The organism is Hyphomicrobium sp. 01T421 (genome assembly GCF_056398805.1).
In genome coordinates this window covers 265,568-280,746 of the sequence record NZ_JBFTQC010000001.1, presented here as the reverse complement: position 1 = coordinate 280,746, position 15,179 = coordinate 265,568, and the positions used below count along the sequence as shown (strand labels likewise).

The window sequence follows — 15,179 nt, the reverse complement described above, 5'->3', positions numbered from 1 at the left end:
CCATTCAGCGCGCGGGAACATGGCCGTCTATACCGAAGTCAGCGACGACGAGCTTGCGCGTTTTATCGATGGATATGCGCTCGGCAGGCTGCTCTCATTCAAAGGTATCGCCGAAGGCGTCGAGAACACCAACTATCTGGTGCACACGACAGACGGCACCTTCATTCTGACGCTCTATGAAAAGCGCGTCGATCCTGCCGACTTGCCGTTCTTCCTCGGATTGATGGAACATCTTTCGGCGGCCGGCGTGACGTGTCCGCTGCCGGTGCGCGACAACAACGGCCGGGTTCTCAACGAGCTCGCGGGGCGGCAGGCTGCACTCATTACATTCCTTGAAGGAGTTTGGCCGAAGCGGCCCAAGGTTGTGCATGCCCTAGAACTTGGGAAGGCGCTTGCCCGAATGCATATCGCGGGCGAAGGCTTTTCGTTGAAGCGAGCCAATGCGTTGGGTCTCGCCGGCTGGCGGCCGCTATTCGACAAGTTTTCATCGCGAACGGAAGAAATCTGCGACGGCCTTCACGATCTGATCGCGGGCGAGCTTCGTTATCTCGAGCTCTCGTGGCCGAAGGATCTGCCGCAGGGGGTCATCCACGCCGATCTCTTTCCCGACAACGTCTTCTTCATCGACGACACGCTTTCAGGCATCATCGACTTCTACTTCGCGTGCAACGATGCCCTCGCCTACGACATCGCCGTGTGCCTCAATGCCTGGTGCTTTGACGCGAAATCGCAATTCGAGCCGCAGAAGGGTGCCGCGCTTCTCGCGGGTTACGATAGCGTTCGCCCCTTGACCGATGCCGAGCGCGCGGCAATGCCGGTGCTTGCCCGCGGAGCGGCGATGCGCTTTCTGCTGACGCGCAGTTACGACTGGCTCAACACGCCGAAGGATGCGCTGGTCGCTCGCAAAGATCCCGCCGACTATGTTCGACGGCTCAAATTTCACCAATCCGTCGGCAGTATTGCCGACTACACGGCGCGGCTAACCTGATGACCGACGAACGACCAAAGGTTCTGATTTATAGCGACGGCGCCTGTTCTGGAAATCCCGGGCCCGGTGGCTGGGGCGCGATCCTGATCTCCGGCGATCACCGCAAGGAAATCAACGGCGGCGAGAAGCTGACAACGAATAATCGCATGGAGCTGAAGGCGGCGATCTCCGCTCTCGAAGCACTCAAGAAGAAGAGCGAGGTCGATCTCTTCACGGACAGCGTCTACGTCCGCAACGGCATCATGTCATGGATTCACGGCTGGAAGAAAAACGGCTGGCGAACCGCCGACAAGAAGCCGGTAAAAAACGCCGAACTCTGGCAAGAACTCGACGCGCTCCGCAACAAGCATGACGTGACGTGGCACTGGCTGAAGGGCCATGCTGGTCATCCGGAAAACGAGCGCGCCGATGAACTGGCGCGCATCGCGATGGCGCCGTTCAAGTCCGGCGGCCGCGCTAGTCTGCCTGCCGGCAACTTAAAGTGAGCGATCGATCATCGAACACATGGTTGCCGCGTTCGACGCCTCAGCGACAGACGGGTTGTCCTCGACGTTCAGGACTTTGACGACGCCGTTATCGACCAGCATCGCATAGCGCTTCGATCTCAACCCGAGGCCGAAGTTAGATAGGTCGATTTCCAATCCAACGGACTTGGCGAAATCGCCGGAGCCGTCCGCCAGCATTTCGATCTTGCCGGTTGCGCCGGTATCTTTCGCCCAGTTCGTCAGGACAAAAATGTCGTTCACCGCCGTGCATGCGATGATGTCGATACCCTTCGCCTTCAGTTCGTCGATGCGCTCGACGAAGCCCGGCATATGGCTCTTGCTGCAGGTCGGCGTGTAGGCGCCTGGAACGGCAAAGATCGCAACTTTCTTGCCGGAGAAGACATCGCTGATCGACTTGGGCTGAGGTCCGTCAGCTCCCATCACGGTGAACTTGCCGTCCGGCAGATGATCTCCGACCTTGATCGCCATATCGTCCCTCTGAGTTTGCGCGCCCCATGTCGCTCAGACAGCTCATGGCAGGCGGTTTCTATGTAGCGACTGGAAACGGCTACTCAAGCGTAATCGTCGTCTCGGATTGGCCCTTGCCGTCGATCATCGTGACCTTCAGCGGCTTGCCTTTCAGATCCTTGATGTCGACGCCATCGGTCAGATCGACTTCGAATACGGCCTTCCCCGCATCGTCCTTTATCCGTTTCGGCAACGGCACATAAATGCCGCCTGGACCTTCAACGAAAGCGTCGGCGGTTGGCGGAGCGGCCGTCTCGACGTTCAGCACGAGCTTCGGCTTTCCGGAGCTTTGATCGAGACGCCAGGCGGCGAGCGCCGGATCGATCCCAGGTCGCGGTTTTACGCCCGGAACCTCCGCGAGGACCTTCGACAGCGTGTCGGACGTTCCAACGTCGGGGGGAATGACAAGTTGCAGCTCGGCTTCGGCGGGAATGCAGATGTCTTTGCAGACCCCGTATGAGACCTTGCCGTGGAGCGTGACTGGCTTGCTCGCATCTTTCGGCGTCACCAATACGGGAAAAAGCACACCGCCGTTTTTGTATCCCACGACATCTCCCGCCTTGTCGTGCAGGCGATGCGGAGCCGGATAAAGCACGGTCGCGGAGGCAAGGTTGTCGGATCCCTGCCAGTCGAAATCGGGTGGTACGCCACCGGCGTCGCCGGGCGACTTCCAATATGTCTTCCAACCTTCCGGCATCGCCACATCTACGCCCGCGTAAAGTCCGGGCTCTTGATCCCTCGTCGCGCGTCCGGCCACAAGCCGCGCCTTGTTGTTGAACCCTTCATGCCAATCGGAAGCGACGGAGCCCGGATCGCTCCACGCCGCGACGGTGCTCAGAGCAAAAAACGCTATAGCCAATCTGATCACAACGTTTCGCCTTTCGATGCTTGGTTCCACGGTTGCGCCTTCAGAGGCGTTCCCGGGCCGAATAAGTTTTCTATCGAATTATACGCTGCGGCGAAGCTTGGCGTTAGAGAGGCGTCTTTATTGCACTCTTGGGCATCTTCACGTCGGCGTCCTATGGAGTTAGTCTCAGCCATATGAAAGCAAGCCGACAGACGGCCCAGACAGGCGGGCCAGACATAAAGCTCGAAGGGCAGCTCCTCATCGCCATGCCGGCGATGACAGACCGGAGGTTCCAGCGCTCGGTCATCTACATGTGCGCCCATTCGGCGGAAGGGGCCATGGGCCTCATCATCAATCAGCGCGCTAACCACATCACGGCGCCGGATCTGCTGGAACGGCTGGGCATTTCGTCCCGCAATCCCGATGACGAGATCACGAGCGAGGTGCTGTCGCTGTCCATTCAGGTCGGAGGCCCGGTCGAAACGGGGCGCGGATTCGTGCTGCATAGCTCCGACTATTTTTCCGAGGATTCGACGCTCGCGATCGAGCAGGGCGTTTGTTTGACGGCGACGATCGACATTTTAAAGGCCATTGCGCAAGGCCGCGGTCCCGCCCGGGCGCTGCTCGCTCTCGGCTACGCCGGCTGGTCGCCGGGGCAGCTCGAAATCGAGATGCAGGCCAACGGTTGGCTGCATTGCCCGGCCGACCCCGAGCTGATTTTCGACGAGGATCTCGAGAACAAATATTCCCGGGCGCTGGCAAAAATGGGAATCGATCTGTCTCACCTCGTCAGCGACGCCGGACACGCCTAAAGCTCCCGGCCTTCGTTTATCCCGTTGCCTTATTTCACGCCCGAATTTCAGGCTCCCGAGCTCACCTTGGGGGCTGCCTTTTGCTCGTTCGTCGTCGCGTCGGGCGATGCCGGGCCGCCGCTCGTTCGTCCCGTCGGGAGAGGCGTTCCGGCTAGTCTCGCTAGGCTGGCTGCGATCGAGGGCGGCAGCGTCGAGAAATCCGGCTGTGTCGACGGCTGAGACGGGAAACCGGCGCCATTAGACGGCAGCGGTGGCGGGGCACTCGGCGGCGGCACAATGGTCGGCGTATCGCTTCTCAGCGAAGCCGGCACGACCGACGGAGCGGCCAGAGGCGAAAGTGGGGGCGTGGGCATGGCGGCGGCCGGTGGCGGCGCGGCGCTGGCGCGGGCCAAGGCATTCGCCAGCGGTGAGACGATATTCGGCGGGGCTTTTTCGGGCGCCCGATCCTTCGGAGGCTGCATGATTGAAGGCAGCGGACTTCCGTTTTGCAGACTTGGTTGCAAACTCGGTTGCAAACTGGGCTGCGGATTTGGCTTCTGCAATCCTGCTGGCGGCGCGTGATGAGGCGCCATGTTATGCGGCGGTGCGTCAGCTCCCTTTGCTGCAAGAGGCCGTGATTGTGACGGCGGCGGCAGAGGCTGTTGCTTCTGCTGAGCCGCTTGCGGGAACGGCGCAGGCATCGAGATCGGTGGAGCAGCAGGCGCGTCGTTTATCCGCTGGCGGTTATCGGAGGGCGCATTCGCTGCGCCGTTCAGCGGATTGTTGAGTGCGCCGTTCATAGGGGCTGCGAGCGCGGCAGATCCGTTCATGCGCGCCTTGGCGTTCACGGGTGCCGGCGCTGGTGCTGGTGCGGCTTTCTGACGTTGGCGCACGACGGACCCTGACGGCAGGGCTGCTTGCTTGGCGGCCGCAGCAATTCGGGCCGGGGCGACCGGTGCCTCTTCGGGCGATGGTGTTTTTGCCGGAGACGGAAGCGCTCGTGCCGGCTTTTTCGCAATCTCCTTGCTTGGGTTTTTCGGCTTCGGCCGGAAGAAGCCGCGGGGCTGCAGCTTGCGCTCGGAGCGGCGGACCATTTTCAAGAGCTGGGAAACGGCGCGATCGGGGATCGGCTCTCCGAAATGATAGCCCTGCGCGTATTCACAACCGATCGAGCGCAAGAAAGCTGCTTCGTCGGCGCGTTCGACGCCTTCCGCCGCTATCGTCTTCGTGAGTTCGTGGGCCAGCGCGACCATCGAGCGGACAATCGCCGCGCCGTCGCCCGTGCCGCTGCCGCGGACGAGTTCGCCGTTGATCTTGATCGTGTCGAACGGGAAACGATGGAGATAAGCGAGCGAGGAAAAGCCCGTGCCGAAGTCGTCAAGCGTCAGCTCGACGCCCGAACCGCGCAATAGCTTCAGAACCTCGACTGCCTGCTCGGGATTATCCATGAGCAGAGCCTCGGAAATCTCCAGCCTCATCGTACCGACGGGCGCGATGTTGCGGCCGAGGACGTGACGGATTTCCTGCACCGACTCGGGCCGGAAAAGTTGGCGGCCCGAAACATTGACAGTCACGAACAGCGGCCGCTCGGAACGGGGCAGCTCCAACACCCAGCGGGCGACGTCCTTTGCAGCTCGCAGCAGAAGATGAGAATTGAGCTTGATGAGAAGCTCGGTGTCGTCGGTGTCGGAGATGACCGCGAGCGGGTTCACGAGACCAAGCTTCGGATGGTCCCAGCGCAACTGGGCTTCAAAGCCCGCAAGCTCTTTGGTCGGAAGATAGACGATCGGCTGATAGAGGACCTTGAGCTGGCCCTTTTCGATCGACCGCGCAAGATCCGCCTCGACCTCGGTATCGAGATCGCGGTCGCGGCGCATTCCGGGTTCGAACATTTCGATACGATCGGTGCCGCCTTGCTTCGCGCGGTACATCGCGATCTGGGCGTCCTTCAGGAGATCGCCGTCGGCGCCCTGCGTGCCGTCCCAAAGGGCAATGCCCATCGACCCCGTCAGGATGATTTCCTGGTTCGCGATATTTATCGGTGCGCGCAGCGAACGGCGCACGCGCTCAGCCAGCGCCGGAAGATTGCGCGCTTCGCGCTCGCCGGTGAACAGCAGAGCGAATTGATCGCCGCCGACGCGTGCCACCGTGTCTTGCGGTCCAAGATGGCGCTGAAGACGACGGGCGACTGTCAGCAGCAAACTGTCGCCGCGCACAAGCCCGAGAGATGCGTTGACGCTCTTGAATTTGTCGATGTCGATGTAGATCAGCGCGGGCTTCACGGTGTTGTCGGTCTTGGCGCGGATCATGATCGTCTTGAGGCGATCGAGAAACAGCTCGCGGTTGGGCAGGCCGGTCAGGCTGCAATGGACGGCGTCGTGCAGCAGTCTCTCGTAAGCCCGCTTGGTGTCGGACACGTCTCGCAGAAGGCCGACGCAGCGCAGCGTCCGGCCATCGGAGTTCGGCACGCTCGCCGCCTCGAGTTCGAACCAGCGCCAGCTGTTGTCCGCATGGCGCAGGCGGAAATCGCTTTTGATCCTTATCCCGGAGCGTTCCTGCGCCGACATCAACGTGACGCGGAAGCGTTCCTTGTCGGTCGGGTGGACGTGCTTCAGGAACTCGTCGACCTTGGTCGATAGCTCGCCGGGCATCAACGAAAGAGCGACCTCGACTTCGGGTCCGACCTTGATCTCGTCGCGGCGGATGTTCCATTCCCAAACGGTCGATCCGGATGCTGCAAGCGCCAGCGATCTTCCTGTCAGTTCCGTCGGCGCGCCTGCGTAAGACGTATCGCCGGAGCGGAACGCGAACTGCGTTACCGTGAAGCCCATCAGAATAACGACGAGCACGAGGCCGGCGACGAGGCTCGCGACCACGACGTCGCCCGACATGCGGCCGCTGAGCGTCATTCCTGTCGCAAAAATCCAGACGAGGAACAGCAACCATGTGGGCACGAGCGAGAGCGCGCGGTCCTGTCCTTTTGCCGCCAGGAAAATGGTGAAGAGGCCGCCGACGCCGCCAATCGCAAGGAACGAGAGACGCGCAAACGTTGCCGCGAGACGAGGATCGATGACGGCGACGGCAATGAGCGTCAGCTGCGCCACCATCCAGACGCCGATCATCATCCGGACGAGCCCGTGCCACAACGCGAGGCGCAGGAATGTCGTGAGAAAGATGACGAAGCTCGACGCCATCGCGGCTTCGCCCGCCGCGCGGTAGACGGCGTTATCCTCGGGCCGCAAGTTGAACAGCTTATGGAAGAAGCCGAAATCAACGCAGAGATAGGTCAGCACCGTCCAGGCGACGAGAGCCGCCGCGGGGAAGATCAATTTATGATTGGCTGCGAAAATCGCCGTCAGGAAGATCGCGAGCAGGCCGGTCAGGCCGAGCATCGCACCGTTGAATAGCTGACGGTCGCGGCTCTTGATTTCGTAATCGATCGGTTGCCAGAGATACATGCGCGCGTAGCGCTCGCCGGCAAGCTCGGCGACGTAAGTGATTGTCTGACCCGGCTCGAGCGTGATGCGGAACACGTCGGCCTTGTCGCTCTTGATGCGCTCGGGGACGAAGCCGACCGAGGGCGTGACGCTTTCGATGCGGCGGGCATCCAGATCGGGCCAGACCGTTCCTGAGCCGACGATCGTGTAGCGGTCGGCGGTCAACAGCCGTTCGAGTGATTTGTCGGTTTTGTTGGTGAGCGCGAACACCATCCAGTTAGGGCTGGTGCCCGGCACGGAGGCTCTCACCGTCATGCGGCCGGTAACGCCGTCGGCGCCTGGGGCGGTTTCGACCTGGAGACTGTCGCCGCGGCCTTCGTAGGCTTCACCGAGCGTCGTGATCTCGAGGCGATCCTGATCGCCTTGGACGGGGATAGGAGTCAGCGCTTCGGCTCGTCCCGCGAGTGCCACGAGGCACAACGCCAGAACGCCCAGCACGGACAGCCAGGATTTGCCGTATCGCCCCCAGTCCATCCCCCCAGCTCCCATCAGCGCCCCCGCTCCGGTCCGCTTGGAACCGGCCCGACGGCAAGACGCGCGTACAGCAAGTGATCTTCCCACCGGCCATTGATCTTGAGGTAGGCGCGCGCGAGCCCCTCGCGCTGGAAGCCGGCAAATTCGAGAACACGCATGGACGCATAATTCGTCAGCATGATTGCCGCTTCGATGCGATGCAGCCTCAGAACATTAAAGGCCATCGGCAGGACCATTCCGACGGCTTCGCGCATATGGCCCCGGCCTGCGTAGTTCTCGCCCATCCAGTAGCCGAGCGACGCCGTTTGCGCGGAACCGCGCCGGACGTTCGAGAGCGTTACGCCGCCGATCAGGGCGCCCGTCGCATTTTCAAAGATGAAGTAGGGATACGAGATGTCGTTGTGCACGTCCTTCGCGTAGGCGCGCAGCCGGCGGCGATACATGGTGCGTGAAAGATCATCCTGCGCCCACGTCGGCTCCCAGGGCGTGAGGTGGGCCCGGCTGGCTGCCCGGAGGTCAGACCATTCGGCGTAATCGGACGCCGCCGGCTGACGTAGCGTCAGCGCGGGACCTTGGACGGTCTCGAAATCTTCATCGGGGCGGATGGAGCGAAGAAAAGCCACGCTGTCTCACCTCGTTCCGTCGGCGGCGGCCATCGGCGTTTCGCGCGGCGTAAACCTTCCCGCGATGCGCGAGGCTTGGCCGCTGGACTTTCGGCCCGAGCCGATGACCGCGACGGACGGCGCTTCTTCAGTCAAAGTTTGCGCGAACGTCTTTATGCGCTCGTGATCGACGGCGTCGACCTCGCGGATCAGCTCGGCAACGGGAATGAGGCGGCCCTGCGAAAGCAACTGGCGCGCCATCTGCTCGGCGTTGACGGCTGAACTTTCGAGGGCCATCAGCAAGCCTGCCTTGAGCTGCGCCTTGGAACGCTGAAGTTCGGCGTCCGTCGGACCGGTCTCGGCGATTTCTGTAAGCTGCTGGACGACCACGTCGGCGAGTTCGCCGACCATCTCCGGTCCAGTCGCTGCGTGCACGGACAGCATTCCGGTATCCCTCAGTCCCCAAATCGACGAGTCGATCGAGTAGCAAAGGCCTCGATCCTCGCGAATCTCCTGAAACAACCGCGACGACATCCCACCGCCGAACAACCCTGAGAACACCTGCGCCGTGTAGAACGCCGGGTCCAAATACGAGGGCGAGGGCAACCCAATCAAAACATGGCTCTGCTCGAACGGTTTACTCGACGCCGCAAAACCACCCCGATATTGCGCTGCTGAGTCGAGCCCCCGTGTCCTCTGAGTGAGCCCGCCGAATAGGGCCTCAACGTGGCGGACGATGTCTTTGTGCTGGACGGCGCCGGCAGCAGAAACCACAATCGTGTCAGGGATATAGTGCTCATCCAGATAGGATCTGAGATCGGCCGCGGTAAATCGGCCAACGCTCGCCTTGGTGCCGAGTATGGGCCTGCCGATCGATTGGCCGGGAAATGCAACGCCCTGCATCAGGTCGAAGGCCATGTCGTCGGGGTTATCGTCGGACGCAGCAATTTCCTGCTGGATGACGACGCGCTCGCGGTCGAGGTCGTCGGTCGCGAATTTCGAGTTGAGGAGAATGTCGGCGATGAGACCGAGCGCGACGGGCTCGTCACCCTTCAGGACGCGCGCGAAATAGGCGGTCGTATCGAGGCCGGTCGATGCGTTGAGGTCGCCCCCGACGCTTTCGATTTCATCGGCGATCTGGCGCGCGGAGCGGGTTTTCGTGCCCTTGAACGCCATGTGCTCGAGGAAATGCGCGAGGCCATGCTGGTCTTCGCGCTCGTGGCGCGCGCCGACCGCGACCCAGACGCCCAGCGAGACCGTCTCGAGAGACGGCATCCGGTGCGTGACGATGCGAAGTCCGTTCGGCAGCGTGGTGAGTTCAGTCGCCATCTCTACACCCCCGACGCGACGCGGCTGTGGTGCAATACGAATTCTTGGATTGCACTCAAGCTGTTCGGCAAAACTTCGAACCGTTCGTCGTCGGTCATAAGGTGTTCAAATCCTTGAGGCAGTGCAGGTCTCTTGCCTGTGATTGCCTCGATGGCATCGGGGAATTTCGCGGGGTGGGCCGTCGCGAGAACGACGGTCTCGCCAGCAGGCGCTTGTTCGGCCGCGAAGAGCGCGCAAGCCGTGTGCGGGTCGACGACATAACCCGTCTTCGTTGCGGTCGTGCGAATGGTGCCCTCCACATCAGTCTCGGATGCCGCGACGGCGGCAAAGTCGGCCTTGAGTGCCGGCCAGAGGGCACCGAGTTCAAAGCGCTGATTGGCTGCCAGCGAGCCCATCATGCTGCGGACGAGAGCCGCATCGCGGCCTGAGGCATCGAAGAGATAGCGCTCGAAGTTCGAAGAGACCTGAATGTCCATCGAAGGCGACGTCGTCGGAACCACGCCCTTCATCGCGTAAACGCCGGTCTCCGCTGCGCGCGGGAGGATATCGTTTTCGTTCGACGCGATGATGAGCTTGTCGATGGGCAAGCCCATGCGCTTGGCGACGTAACCGGCGAAGATATCGCCGAAATTCCCGGTCGGCACCGCGAAGGACAGCGGGCCCTGATGGCCGGTTATACGCGATGCCGCGTAGAAGTAATACGTCACCTGCGCGACGATGCGCGCCCAGTTGATGGAGTTGACGCCGGACAGCTCGACCCGGTCGCGGAATGCGTGGTCGTTGAACATCCCTTTAACGAGCGCCTGGCAATCGTCGAAACTGCCGCGAACGGCGATAGCGTGAACGTTCTTTTCCTTCGGCGTCGTCATCATGCGTCGCTGCACATCGGAGACGCGGCCCTCAGGGAAGAGGATCACGACGTCGACGCGCGTTGATGTCCTGAACGCTTCGATCGCGGCGCCGCCGGTGTCACCGGACGTCGCGCCGACGATCGTTGCCCGCGCGTTGCGCTTCGTCAGTACGTGATCCATCAGCCGCGCCAGCAGCTGCATCGCGACGTCCTTGAACGCCAGCGTCGGACCATGAAAGAGTTCGAGGATCGTCAGTCCGGACCTCAACGGGTGGATCGGCGTGACCTCGGCGCTGTTAAACGTCGCATACGCTTCCTCGGCCATGCGGGCGAGATCAGCGCGCGTTATGTCGTTCCCCACGAACGGGTGAATGACGTCGACGGCGATTGCCGCGAACGATTTTTTTGGAAAGGACGCGATCGTGGCGGGTGCGAGGGTGGGCCAGCTCTCGGGAACGTAGAGGCCACCGTCTCGCGCGAGACCAGCGAGGAGAATGTCCTCGAAACCAAGCTTTTCGACTTCGCCCCGCGTTGAGATGTATTTCAAATCTGCTCTCTTTGCCTAATTCTGCCGTTCGAGCCTAGTTGGATGGGCGCAAGCGAACAACCGAGCCCTGGTCCAAGCCGACCCAAATCATTCTTCCTTTGGTTGCACATCGTCGTTTTTCGCACCCTCAAGTCGCTGCCGAGCGAAGATCGCGAACACGACAATCAGCGTTGCGGCGAGCCCATACCATGTAACGACGTACTGGAGATGGTTGTTCGGCAGGTTGATCTCGGTCGTGCCGCCCTTCGGCAAGCCGCCCGGATTTTCGGGTATCGCGTCGGCATCGAGGGAGAACGGTGCGTAAGCCTGGCTCTTCTCGGCATTGAATTGGAGCGGCGTGGGCGGCCCTTGAGGTCCCCACTGCATGGCGTCGAGGTCGCGCCAATACCAGTGGTTCCCGGCGTAATCGTTGTCGGGGGCGAACGCCGTCTTGGGCTGGGCAAGGCGCACGAGGCCTGTGACCGTCACGGGGCCCGAAACCTGACCTTCGGCACGCTTCGAGGGATCCTTCAGCTTGTCGGGGACCCAGCCGCGATTGACGAAAATGGGCGGCAAGCCGCCTTCCGGGACCAGCAACGTGTAGACGTGCCAGCCCTGCGAGGCTGTCGTCGGGGCATAGAGATGGCGCTCGCGGTTATGGTCGAACGTGCCCGTGACGCGCATGTGCGCGTACTCGACATCGCCGGATTTGACGTATTCCGACAGCACCTCCGGATAGGACACGGGGTCAGCCTTTACCCGCTCGTCGATCTTCGAGATCAGCGAATCCTTCCAAGCCATCCGGTGCCATTGCCAGTTGCCGAGCCCTATCAGGACCGGCAGCATGGCGAGGGTCAGAATGGTCGGCACGATCAGACCTGCGGCGCGCCAGCGCGCGAACATAGTCACTCCTTGGCGAGACGGCCTTCCTCGGCCTTATTCTTGAATTGTAGCGCGATCAGCGACGCCTTGAGAAAGCGCAGAAGAAAAACCGCGAGGACCGGAGTGAGAATACCCCAGAGCAACACATGCATCCACCACGGCACGCCGAATTTGAATTCGGCGATGAGCGCGCCTCCGACGCAGAGAAACCCCAGAATGAAGATGGCAAAGACGGCCGGTCCATCGCCCGTATCAACGAACTTGTAATCGAGACCGCAATCGTCGCAGCGGTCGCGCATGTTCAGGAGATTTACGAAGAGCTTGCCCTTGTGACACCGCGGGCACCGGCATGTCAGTCCGGTTACGAGTGGTGAAACGGGCCGGGTGGCAGTGACCACAGCAATCTCGATTTCTGACGGCTCAAATTGCGGCTGACCCTGGCGCGCCGGGCCACGCGGCGCAACTCCGAATAGTGCCGCGCCTCAAACACAAGAGGCGGCTTTGGGCCGCCTCTTGGAAAATTCCGTTTGCTTCCGATAAGCGAGCGTTAGTGGGCGCCCGCCGTGATCGGACCCGCGCCCCATACGTAGATGCAGGCGAACAGGAACAGCCAGACGACGTCGACGAAGTGCCAGTACCAGGCGGCAGCCTCGAAGCCGAAATGCTGTTGCGGGGTGAATGCTCCGCGCATGGCCCGGACCAAGCAGACCGCCAGGAAGATCGTGCCGATGATCACGTGCGCGCCGTGGAAGCCGGTCGCCATGAAGAATGTCGCACCGTAGCTATGGCCAGGGAAGCTGAACGCAGCTTCGCTGTATTCAATCGCCTGAAGCGTCGTGAACGTCATGCCGAGCAGGACCGTGAGGATGAGGCCAATGACGAGGCCACGACGGTCGTTCTTCAGCAGTGCATGGTGCGCCCAGGTCACCGTGCAGCCCGAAGTCAACAGTATGAGCGTGTTGACGAGCGGCAGATGCCAGGGGTCGAACGTGTGCTTGAAGAAGCCCGGGACGGTGGCGGTGGTCGGATCGACGGCTGCCGGCGGCCAGTGGCCACCAAAGAGTTCGTCACGTGCGACCAAGCCGACAATCTGGCCTGGGTTGTTCATCAGTTCGTGAACGCCCGCCGGAAAGAGCGCGACATCGAAATAAGCCCAGAACCAAGCGACGAAGAACATTACCTCCGAGGCGATGAACAGGATCATGCCGTAACGCAGATGCAGCTGAACGACGGGTGTTTGGTATCCCTCATTGGCTTCACGGATGACGTCGATCCACCACGCCCATGCGGTCGCTATGACTGCGAACCCGCCGACCGCAAAGAGCCACGGCCCCTTGACGCCAAGGACGCCTTCGCCATCGACGTGCGTGCGCATCCATGCAATGGCGCCGACCGCCATGATGAACGCCGCTACGGAGGCCGCAACCGGCCAAGGGCTCGGATTTACGAGATGATAGTCGTGGTGTTTTGCGTGCGTATCAGCCATTTCCGTCTCCGTCCCCTTCAGGCTCTGGCCTGTTCTTGCTTGGATCGAAAGCTCGACGCTGCGGTGTTAGCGCCCCGTCTCGTCCTTCGGTCCTCTTTCGTGTTTTCTTCAGTCTGCATTCGTCTTTAGCCCCCCGTCTTCGGCGGCGCGGGCGCAACCTGGGCTGTCGCCTTCGGGTGCTCGGCTGCGAAGAAGGAATACGACAGCGTGACCTCAGGCTGGAGTGCCGTGGAACTGTCTTCGACCAGCTTCGGGTCGAGGAAGAAGGTCACCGGCATTTCCACACTCTGGTGCGGCTGCAGCGTCTGCTCCGTGAAGCAGAAGCATTCGATCTTGTTGAAGTAGGCGCCAAACGCTTCGGGCGTGACGTTGAACGTCGCCTGCCCTGTCACCGGCTTGTCGGAATTGTTCGTCGCGCGGAAGAAAGCCAGCGCCGTCTCGCCGATCTTCACTTCCATCTTTCGGACGTCCGGCTCGAAGGTCCAAGCAAGACCCGGCGCAGTGTTGGAATCGAATCGCACCGTGATCGTGCGGTCGAGCACCTTGCCCGTGTTGATATCGGCGCGCTGCGTCGTGCCACCGTATCCGGTCGCCTTGCAGAACATCGTGTAGAGGGTCGGCGAGGCCGCGGTTATCGAGCCCATGACCGCGAGAGCTGCAAGGCAGCCGTAAACAGCCCGCCGGTTCTGGCGAACGGTCTTCGCGGCAACTTCGGCATCCTGCTGTCCGAGTGGGTTCTTCGTCATGCCTTAGAACGTTCCTTTTGCGACGTTGCCGCCGAGGTGAACAAACGTTGCGACGTAGAAGGCTATAACCATAAAGCCGAGCGTCAGCGCGATCGCGATGGAGCGCCGGCGGCGAATCTTCTCAGCGGCCGGATCAAGTCGTTGGGGAATTTTGGGATCGTCGGTCAAAGGAGCCTCACGCAAAAAAACGATGGAAAATTGCTTCACCAAAAAGAACTGCGAACAGCACGTAGAGATAAAGTATCGAAAACCAGAAAAGCTGCCGTGCCGCCGTATCGGCTTCACGACCTTCCGTCGTCATGTAGACGCGAACGGCCAGCCCCAAGAAGACTGCCCCGAGCGCTAGCGAACAGACGAGATACGTCATTCCGCCGAGACCGGTAAAGAAAGGCGTTACCGCCAACGGCACGAGGACGATGGAGTAGAGAACGATCTGCTTGCGCGTCTCGGCCAAGCCTGCAACGACCGGAAGCATCGGCACGCCGACGCGCTCATAGTCCCGGCAGCGATAGAGAGCGAGTGCCCAGAAGTGCGGGGGCGTCCACATGAAGATGATGAGGAACAGCAGGACGCTATCGATGCTGATGCTTCCCGTCACGGATGCCCAGCCGACCATCGGAGGGAATGCGCCGGCCGCGCCGCCGATGACGATATTGTAGGGCGTCCGCCGCTTCAGCCACATAGTGTAAACGAAAAGATAGAAGGCGATCGTAATCGCCAACAGCGCTCCGGCCGTCCAGTTGACCAAGACGCCGAGCGTCAGAACGGAGCAAACGCTCAACACGCCGCCAAAGTTCAGCGCCTCGTCACCCGTGACGCGGCCGCGCGGCAAGGGGCGGGCGGCCGTCCGCGCCATGCGCGCGTCGATATCGGCGTCGTACCACATGTTGAGGGCGCCCGAAGCGCCCGCGCCGATGGCGATGGAGATGATCGCGATGGCGCCAAGAATTGGATTGATCGGGCCCGGCGCCGCGAACATCGCGGCAAGTGCCGTAAACACGACAAGCGTCATCACCCGCGGCTTCATCAGCTGGATGAAATCGCTAACGCTGGGTTCCAGCGTCAGGTCTGCTTGGCCGACTTCACTTTGAATGCTCATATCGCGGGCGCCGTCTTAGAAATTGAGCTTCGAAACCGGATGGCGACGG

15 protein-coding genes are annotated in these 15,179 nt (G+C 61.5%); 3 read left to right on the top strand and 12 right to left on the bottom strand.

All coding sequences use genetic code 11. The annotated features are described in order from the left end of the window. Nucleotides 1-19 precede the first annotated feature (19 nt). Nucleotides 20-988, top strand: coding sequence for a homoserine kinase (locus AC1DK3_RS01350; RefSeq protein ID WP_477190509.1), 969 nt, complete (start codon nt 20-22; stop codon nt 986-988). Further along, complete coding sequence (gene rnhA / locus AC1DK3_RS01345; protein ID WP_477190508.1) at nt 988-1,473, top strand: ribonuclease HI; 486 nt, start codon at nt 988-990, stop codon at nt 1,471-1,473. The genes AC1DK3_RS01350 and rnhA overlap by 1 nt, the downstream gene beginning before the upstream one ends. Here rnhA and AC1DK3_RS01340 read toward each other — a convergent pair. Both AC1DK3_RS01340 and AC1DK3_RS01335 read right to left on the bottom strand, forming a co-directional pair. Then, nucleotides 1,465-1,962 (bottom strand): redoxin family protein, encoded by a 498-nt coding sequence (locus AC1DK3_RS01340; protein WP_477190507.1) that lies wholly within the window; start codon nt 1,960-1,962, stop codon nt 1,465-1,467. The two genes, rnhA and AC1DK3_RS01340, sit on opposite strands and share 9 nt — an antisense overlap. Nucleotides 1,963-2,041: 79 nt before the next feature. Next, nucleotides 2,042-2,869: a protein-disulfide reductase DsbD domain-containing protein gene (locus AC1DK3_RS01335; RefSeq protein WP_477190506.1), complete on the bottom strand. Its 828-nt coding sequence runs from the start codon at nt 2,867-2,869 to the stop codon at nt 2,042-2,044. A 173-nt stretch (nt 2,870-3,042) separates the two neighbouring features. Here AC1DK3_RS01335 and AC1DK3_RS01330 point away from each other — a divergent pair, with 173 nt between their 5' ends. Then, a complete protein-coding gene (locus AC1DK3_RS01330; protein WP_477190505.1) occupies nt 3,043-3,660 on the top strand; it encodes a YqgE/AlgH family protein in 618 nt (205 codons plus the stop codon). Between the two features lie 47 nt (nt 3,661-3,707). Here the strand turns inward: AC1DK3_RS01330 and AC1DK3_RS01325 are convergent, their stop codons facing one another. From AC1DK3_RS01325 to AC1DK3_RS01280, 10 genes are all read right to left on the bottom strand, one after another. Beyond that, on the bottom strand, nt 3,708-7,610 hold the full coding sequence (locus AC1DK3_RS01325) for an EAL domain-containing protein (protein ID WP_477190504.1): 3,903 nt from the start codon (nt 7,608-7,610) through the stop codon (nt 3,708-3,710). A gap of 14 nt (nt 7,611-7,624) precedes the next feature. Continuing rightward, complete coding sequence (locus AC1DK3_RS01320; RefSeq protein ID WP_477190503.1) at nt 7,625-8,233, bottom strand: GNAT family N-acetyltransferase; 609 nt, start codon at nt 8,231-8,233, stop codon at nt 7,625-7,627. A gap of 6 nt (nt 8,234-8,239) precedes the next feature. After that, nucleotides 8,240-9,541: a M16 family metallopeptidase gene (locus AC1DK3_RS01315; protein WP_477190502.1), complete on the bottom strand. Its 1,302-nt coding sequence runs from the start codon at nt 9,539-9,541 to the stop codon at nt 8,240-8,242. Nucleotides 9,542-9,543: 2 nt separating this feature from the next. Continuing rightward, on the bottom strand, nt 9,544-10,938 hold the full coding sequence (gene thrC, locus AC1DK3_RS01310) for a threonine synthase (protein ID WP_477190501.1): 1,395 nt from the start codon (nt 10,936-10,938) through the stop codon (nt 9,544-9,546). An 87-nt stretch (nt 10,939-11,025) separates the two neighbouring features. Further along, nucleotides 11,026-11,820: an SURF1 family protein gene (locus AC1DK3_RS01305; RefSeq protein ID WP_477190500.1), complete on the bottom strand. Its 795-nt coding sequence runs from the start codon at nt 11,818-11,820 to the stop codon at nt 11,026-11,028. 2 nt (nt 11,821-11,822) lie between these two features. Then, on the bottom strand, nt 11,823-12,197 hold the full coding sequence (locus AC1DK3_RS01300) for a DUF983 domain-containing protein (protein WP_477190499.1): 375 nt from the start codon (nt 12,195-12,197) through the stop codon (nt 11,823-11,825). A gap of 149 nt (nt 12,198-12,346) precedes the next feature. Then, nucleotides 12,347-13,285 carry a cytochrome c oxidase subunit 3 gene (locus AC1DK3_RS01295; RefSeq protein ID WP_477190498.1) on the bottom strand — a complete coding sequence of 313 codons (939 nt, stop codon included), beginning with the start codon at nt 13,283-13,285 and terminating at the stop codon, nt 12,347-12,349. Between the two features lie 125 nt (nt 13,286-13,410). Continuing rightward, nucleotides 13,411-14,031 carry a cytochrome c oxidase assembly protein gene (locus AC1DK3_RS01290; RefSeq protein ID WP_477190497.1) on the bottom strand — a complete coding sequence of 207 codons (621 nt, stop codon included), beginning with the start codon at nt 14,029-14,031 and terminating at the stop codon, nt 13,411-13,413. A 3-nt stretch (nt 14,032-14,034) separates the two neighbouring features. Then, on the bottom strand, nt 14,035-14,199 hold the full coding sequence (locus tag AC1DK3_RS01285) for a protein CoxF (RefSeq protein ID WP_339085879.1): 165 nt from the start codon (nt 14,197-14,199) through the stop codon (nt 14,035-14,037). 7 nt (nt 14,200-14,206) lie between these two features. Next, nucleotides 14,207-15,130: a heme o synthase gene (locus AC1DK3_RS01280; RefSeq protein ID WP_477190496.1), complete on the bottom strand. Its 924-nt coding sequence runs from the start codon at nt 15,128-15,130 to the stop codon at nt 14,207-14,209. Nucleotides 15,131-15,179 lie beyond the last annotated feature (49 nt).

Excerpts from the sequence above, each read along its gene's own strand:
- AC1DK3_RS01350 (WP_477190509.1), top strand. The coding sequence starts at position 20 with ATGGCCGTCTATACCGAAGTCAGCGACGACGAGCTTGCGCGTTTTATC.
- rnhA (WP_477190508.1), top strand. The coding sequence starts at position 988 with ATGACCGACGAACGACCAAAGGTTCTGATTTATAGCGACGGCGCCTGT.
- AC1DK3_RS01340 (WP_477190507.1), bottom strand. The coding sequence starts at position 1,962 with ATGGCGATCAAGGTCGGAGATCATCTGCCGGACGGCAAGTTCACCGTG.
- AC1DK3_RS01330 (WP_477190505.1), top strand. The coding sequence starts at position 3,043 with ATGAAAGCAAGCCGACAGACGGCCCAGACAGGCGGGCCAGACATAAAG.
- AC1DK3_RS01325 (WP_477190504.1), bottom strand. The coding sequence starts at position 7,610 with ATGGACTGGGGGCGATACGGCAAATCCTGGCTGTCCGTGCTGGGCGTT.
- AC1DK3_RS01315 (WP_477190502.1), bottom strand. The coding sequence starts at position 9,541 with ATGGCGACTGAACTCACCACGCTGCCGAACGGACTTCGCATCGTCACG.
- AC1DK3_RS01305 (WP_477190500.1), bottom strand. The coding sequence starts at position 11,820 with ATGTTCGCGCGCTGGCGCGCCGCAGGTCTGATCGTGCCGACCATTCTG.
- AC1DK3_RS01295 (WP_477190498.1), bottom strand. The coding sequence starts at position 13,285 with ATGGCTGATACGCACGCAAAACACCACGACTATCATCTCGTAAATCCG.
- AC1DK3_RS01290 (WP_477190497.1), bottom strand. The coding sequence starts at position 14,031 with ATGACGAAGAACCCACTCGGACAGCAGGATGCCGAAGTTGCCGCGAAG.
- AC1DK3_RS01280 (WP_477190496.1), bottom strand. The coding sequence starts at position 15,130 with ATGAGCATTCAAAGTGAAGTCGGCCAAGCAGACCTGACGCTGGAACCC.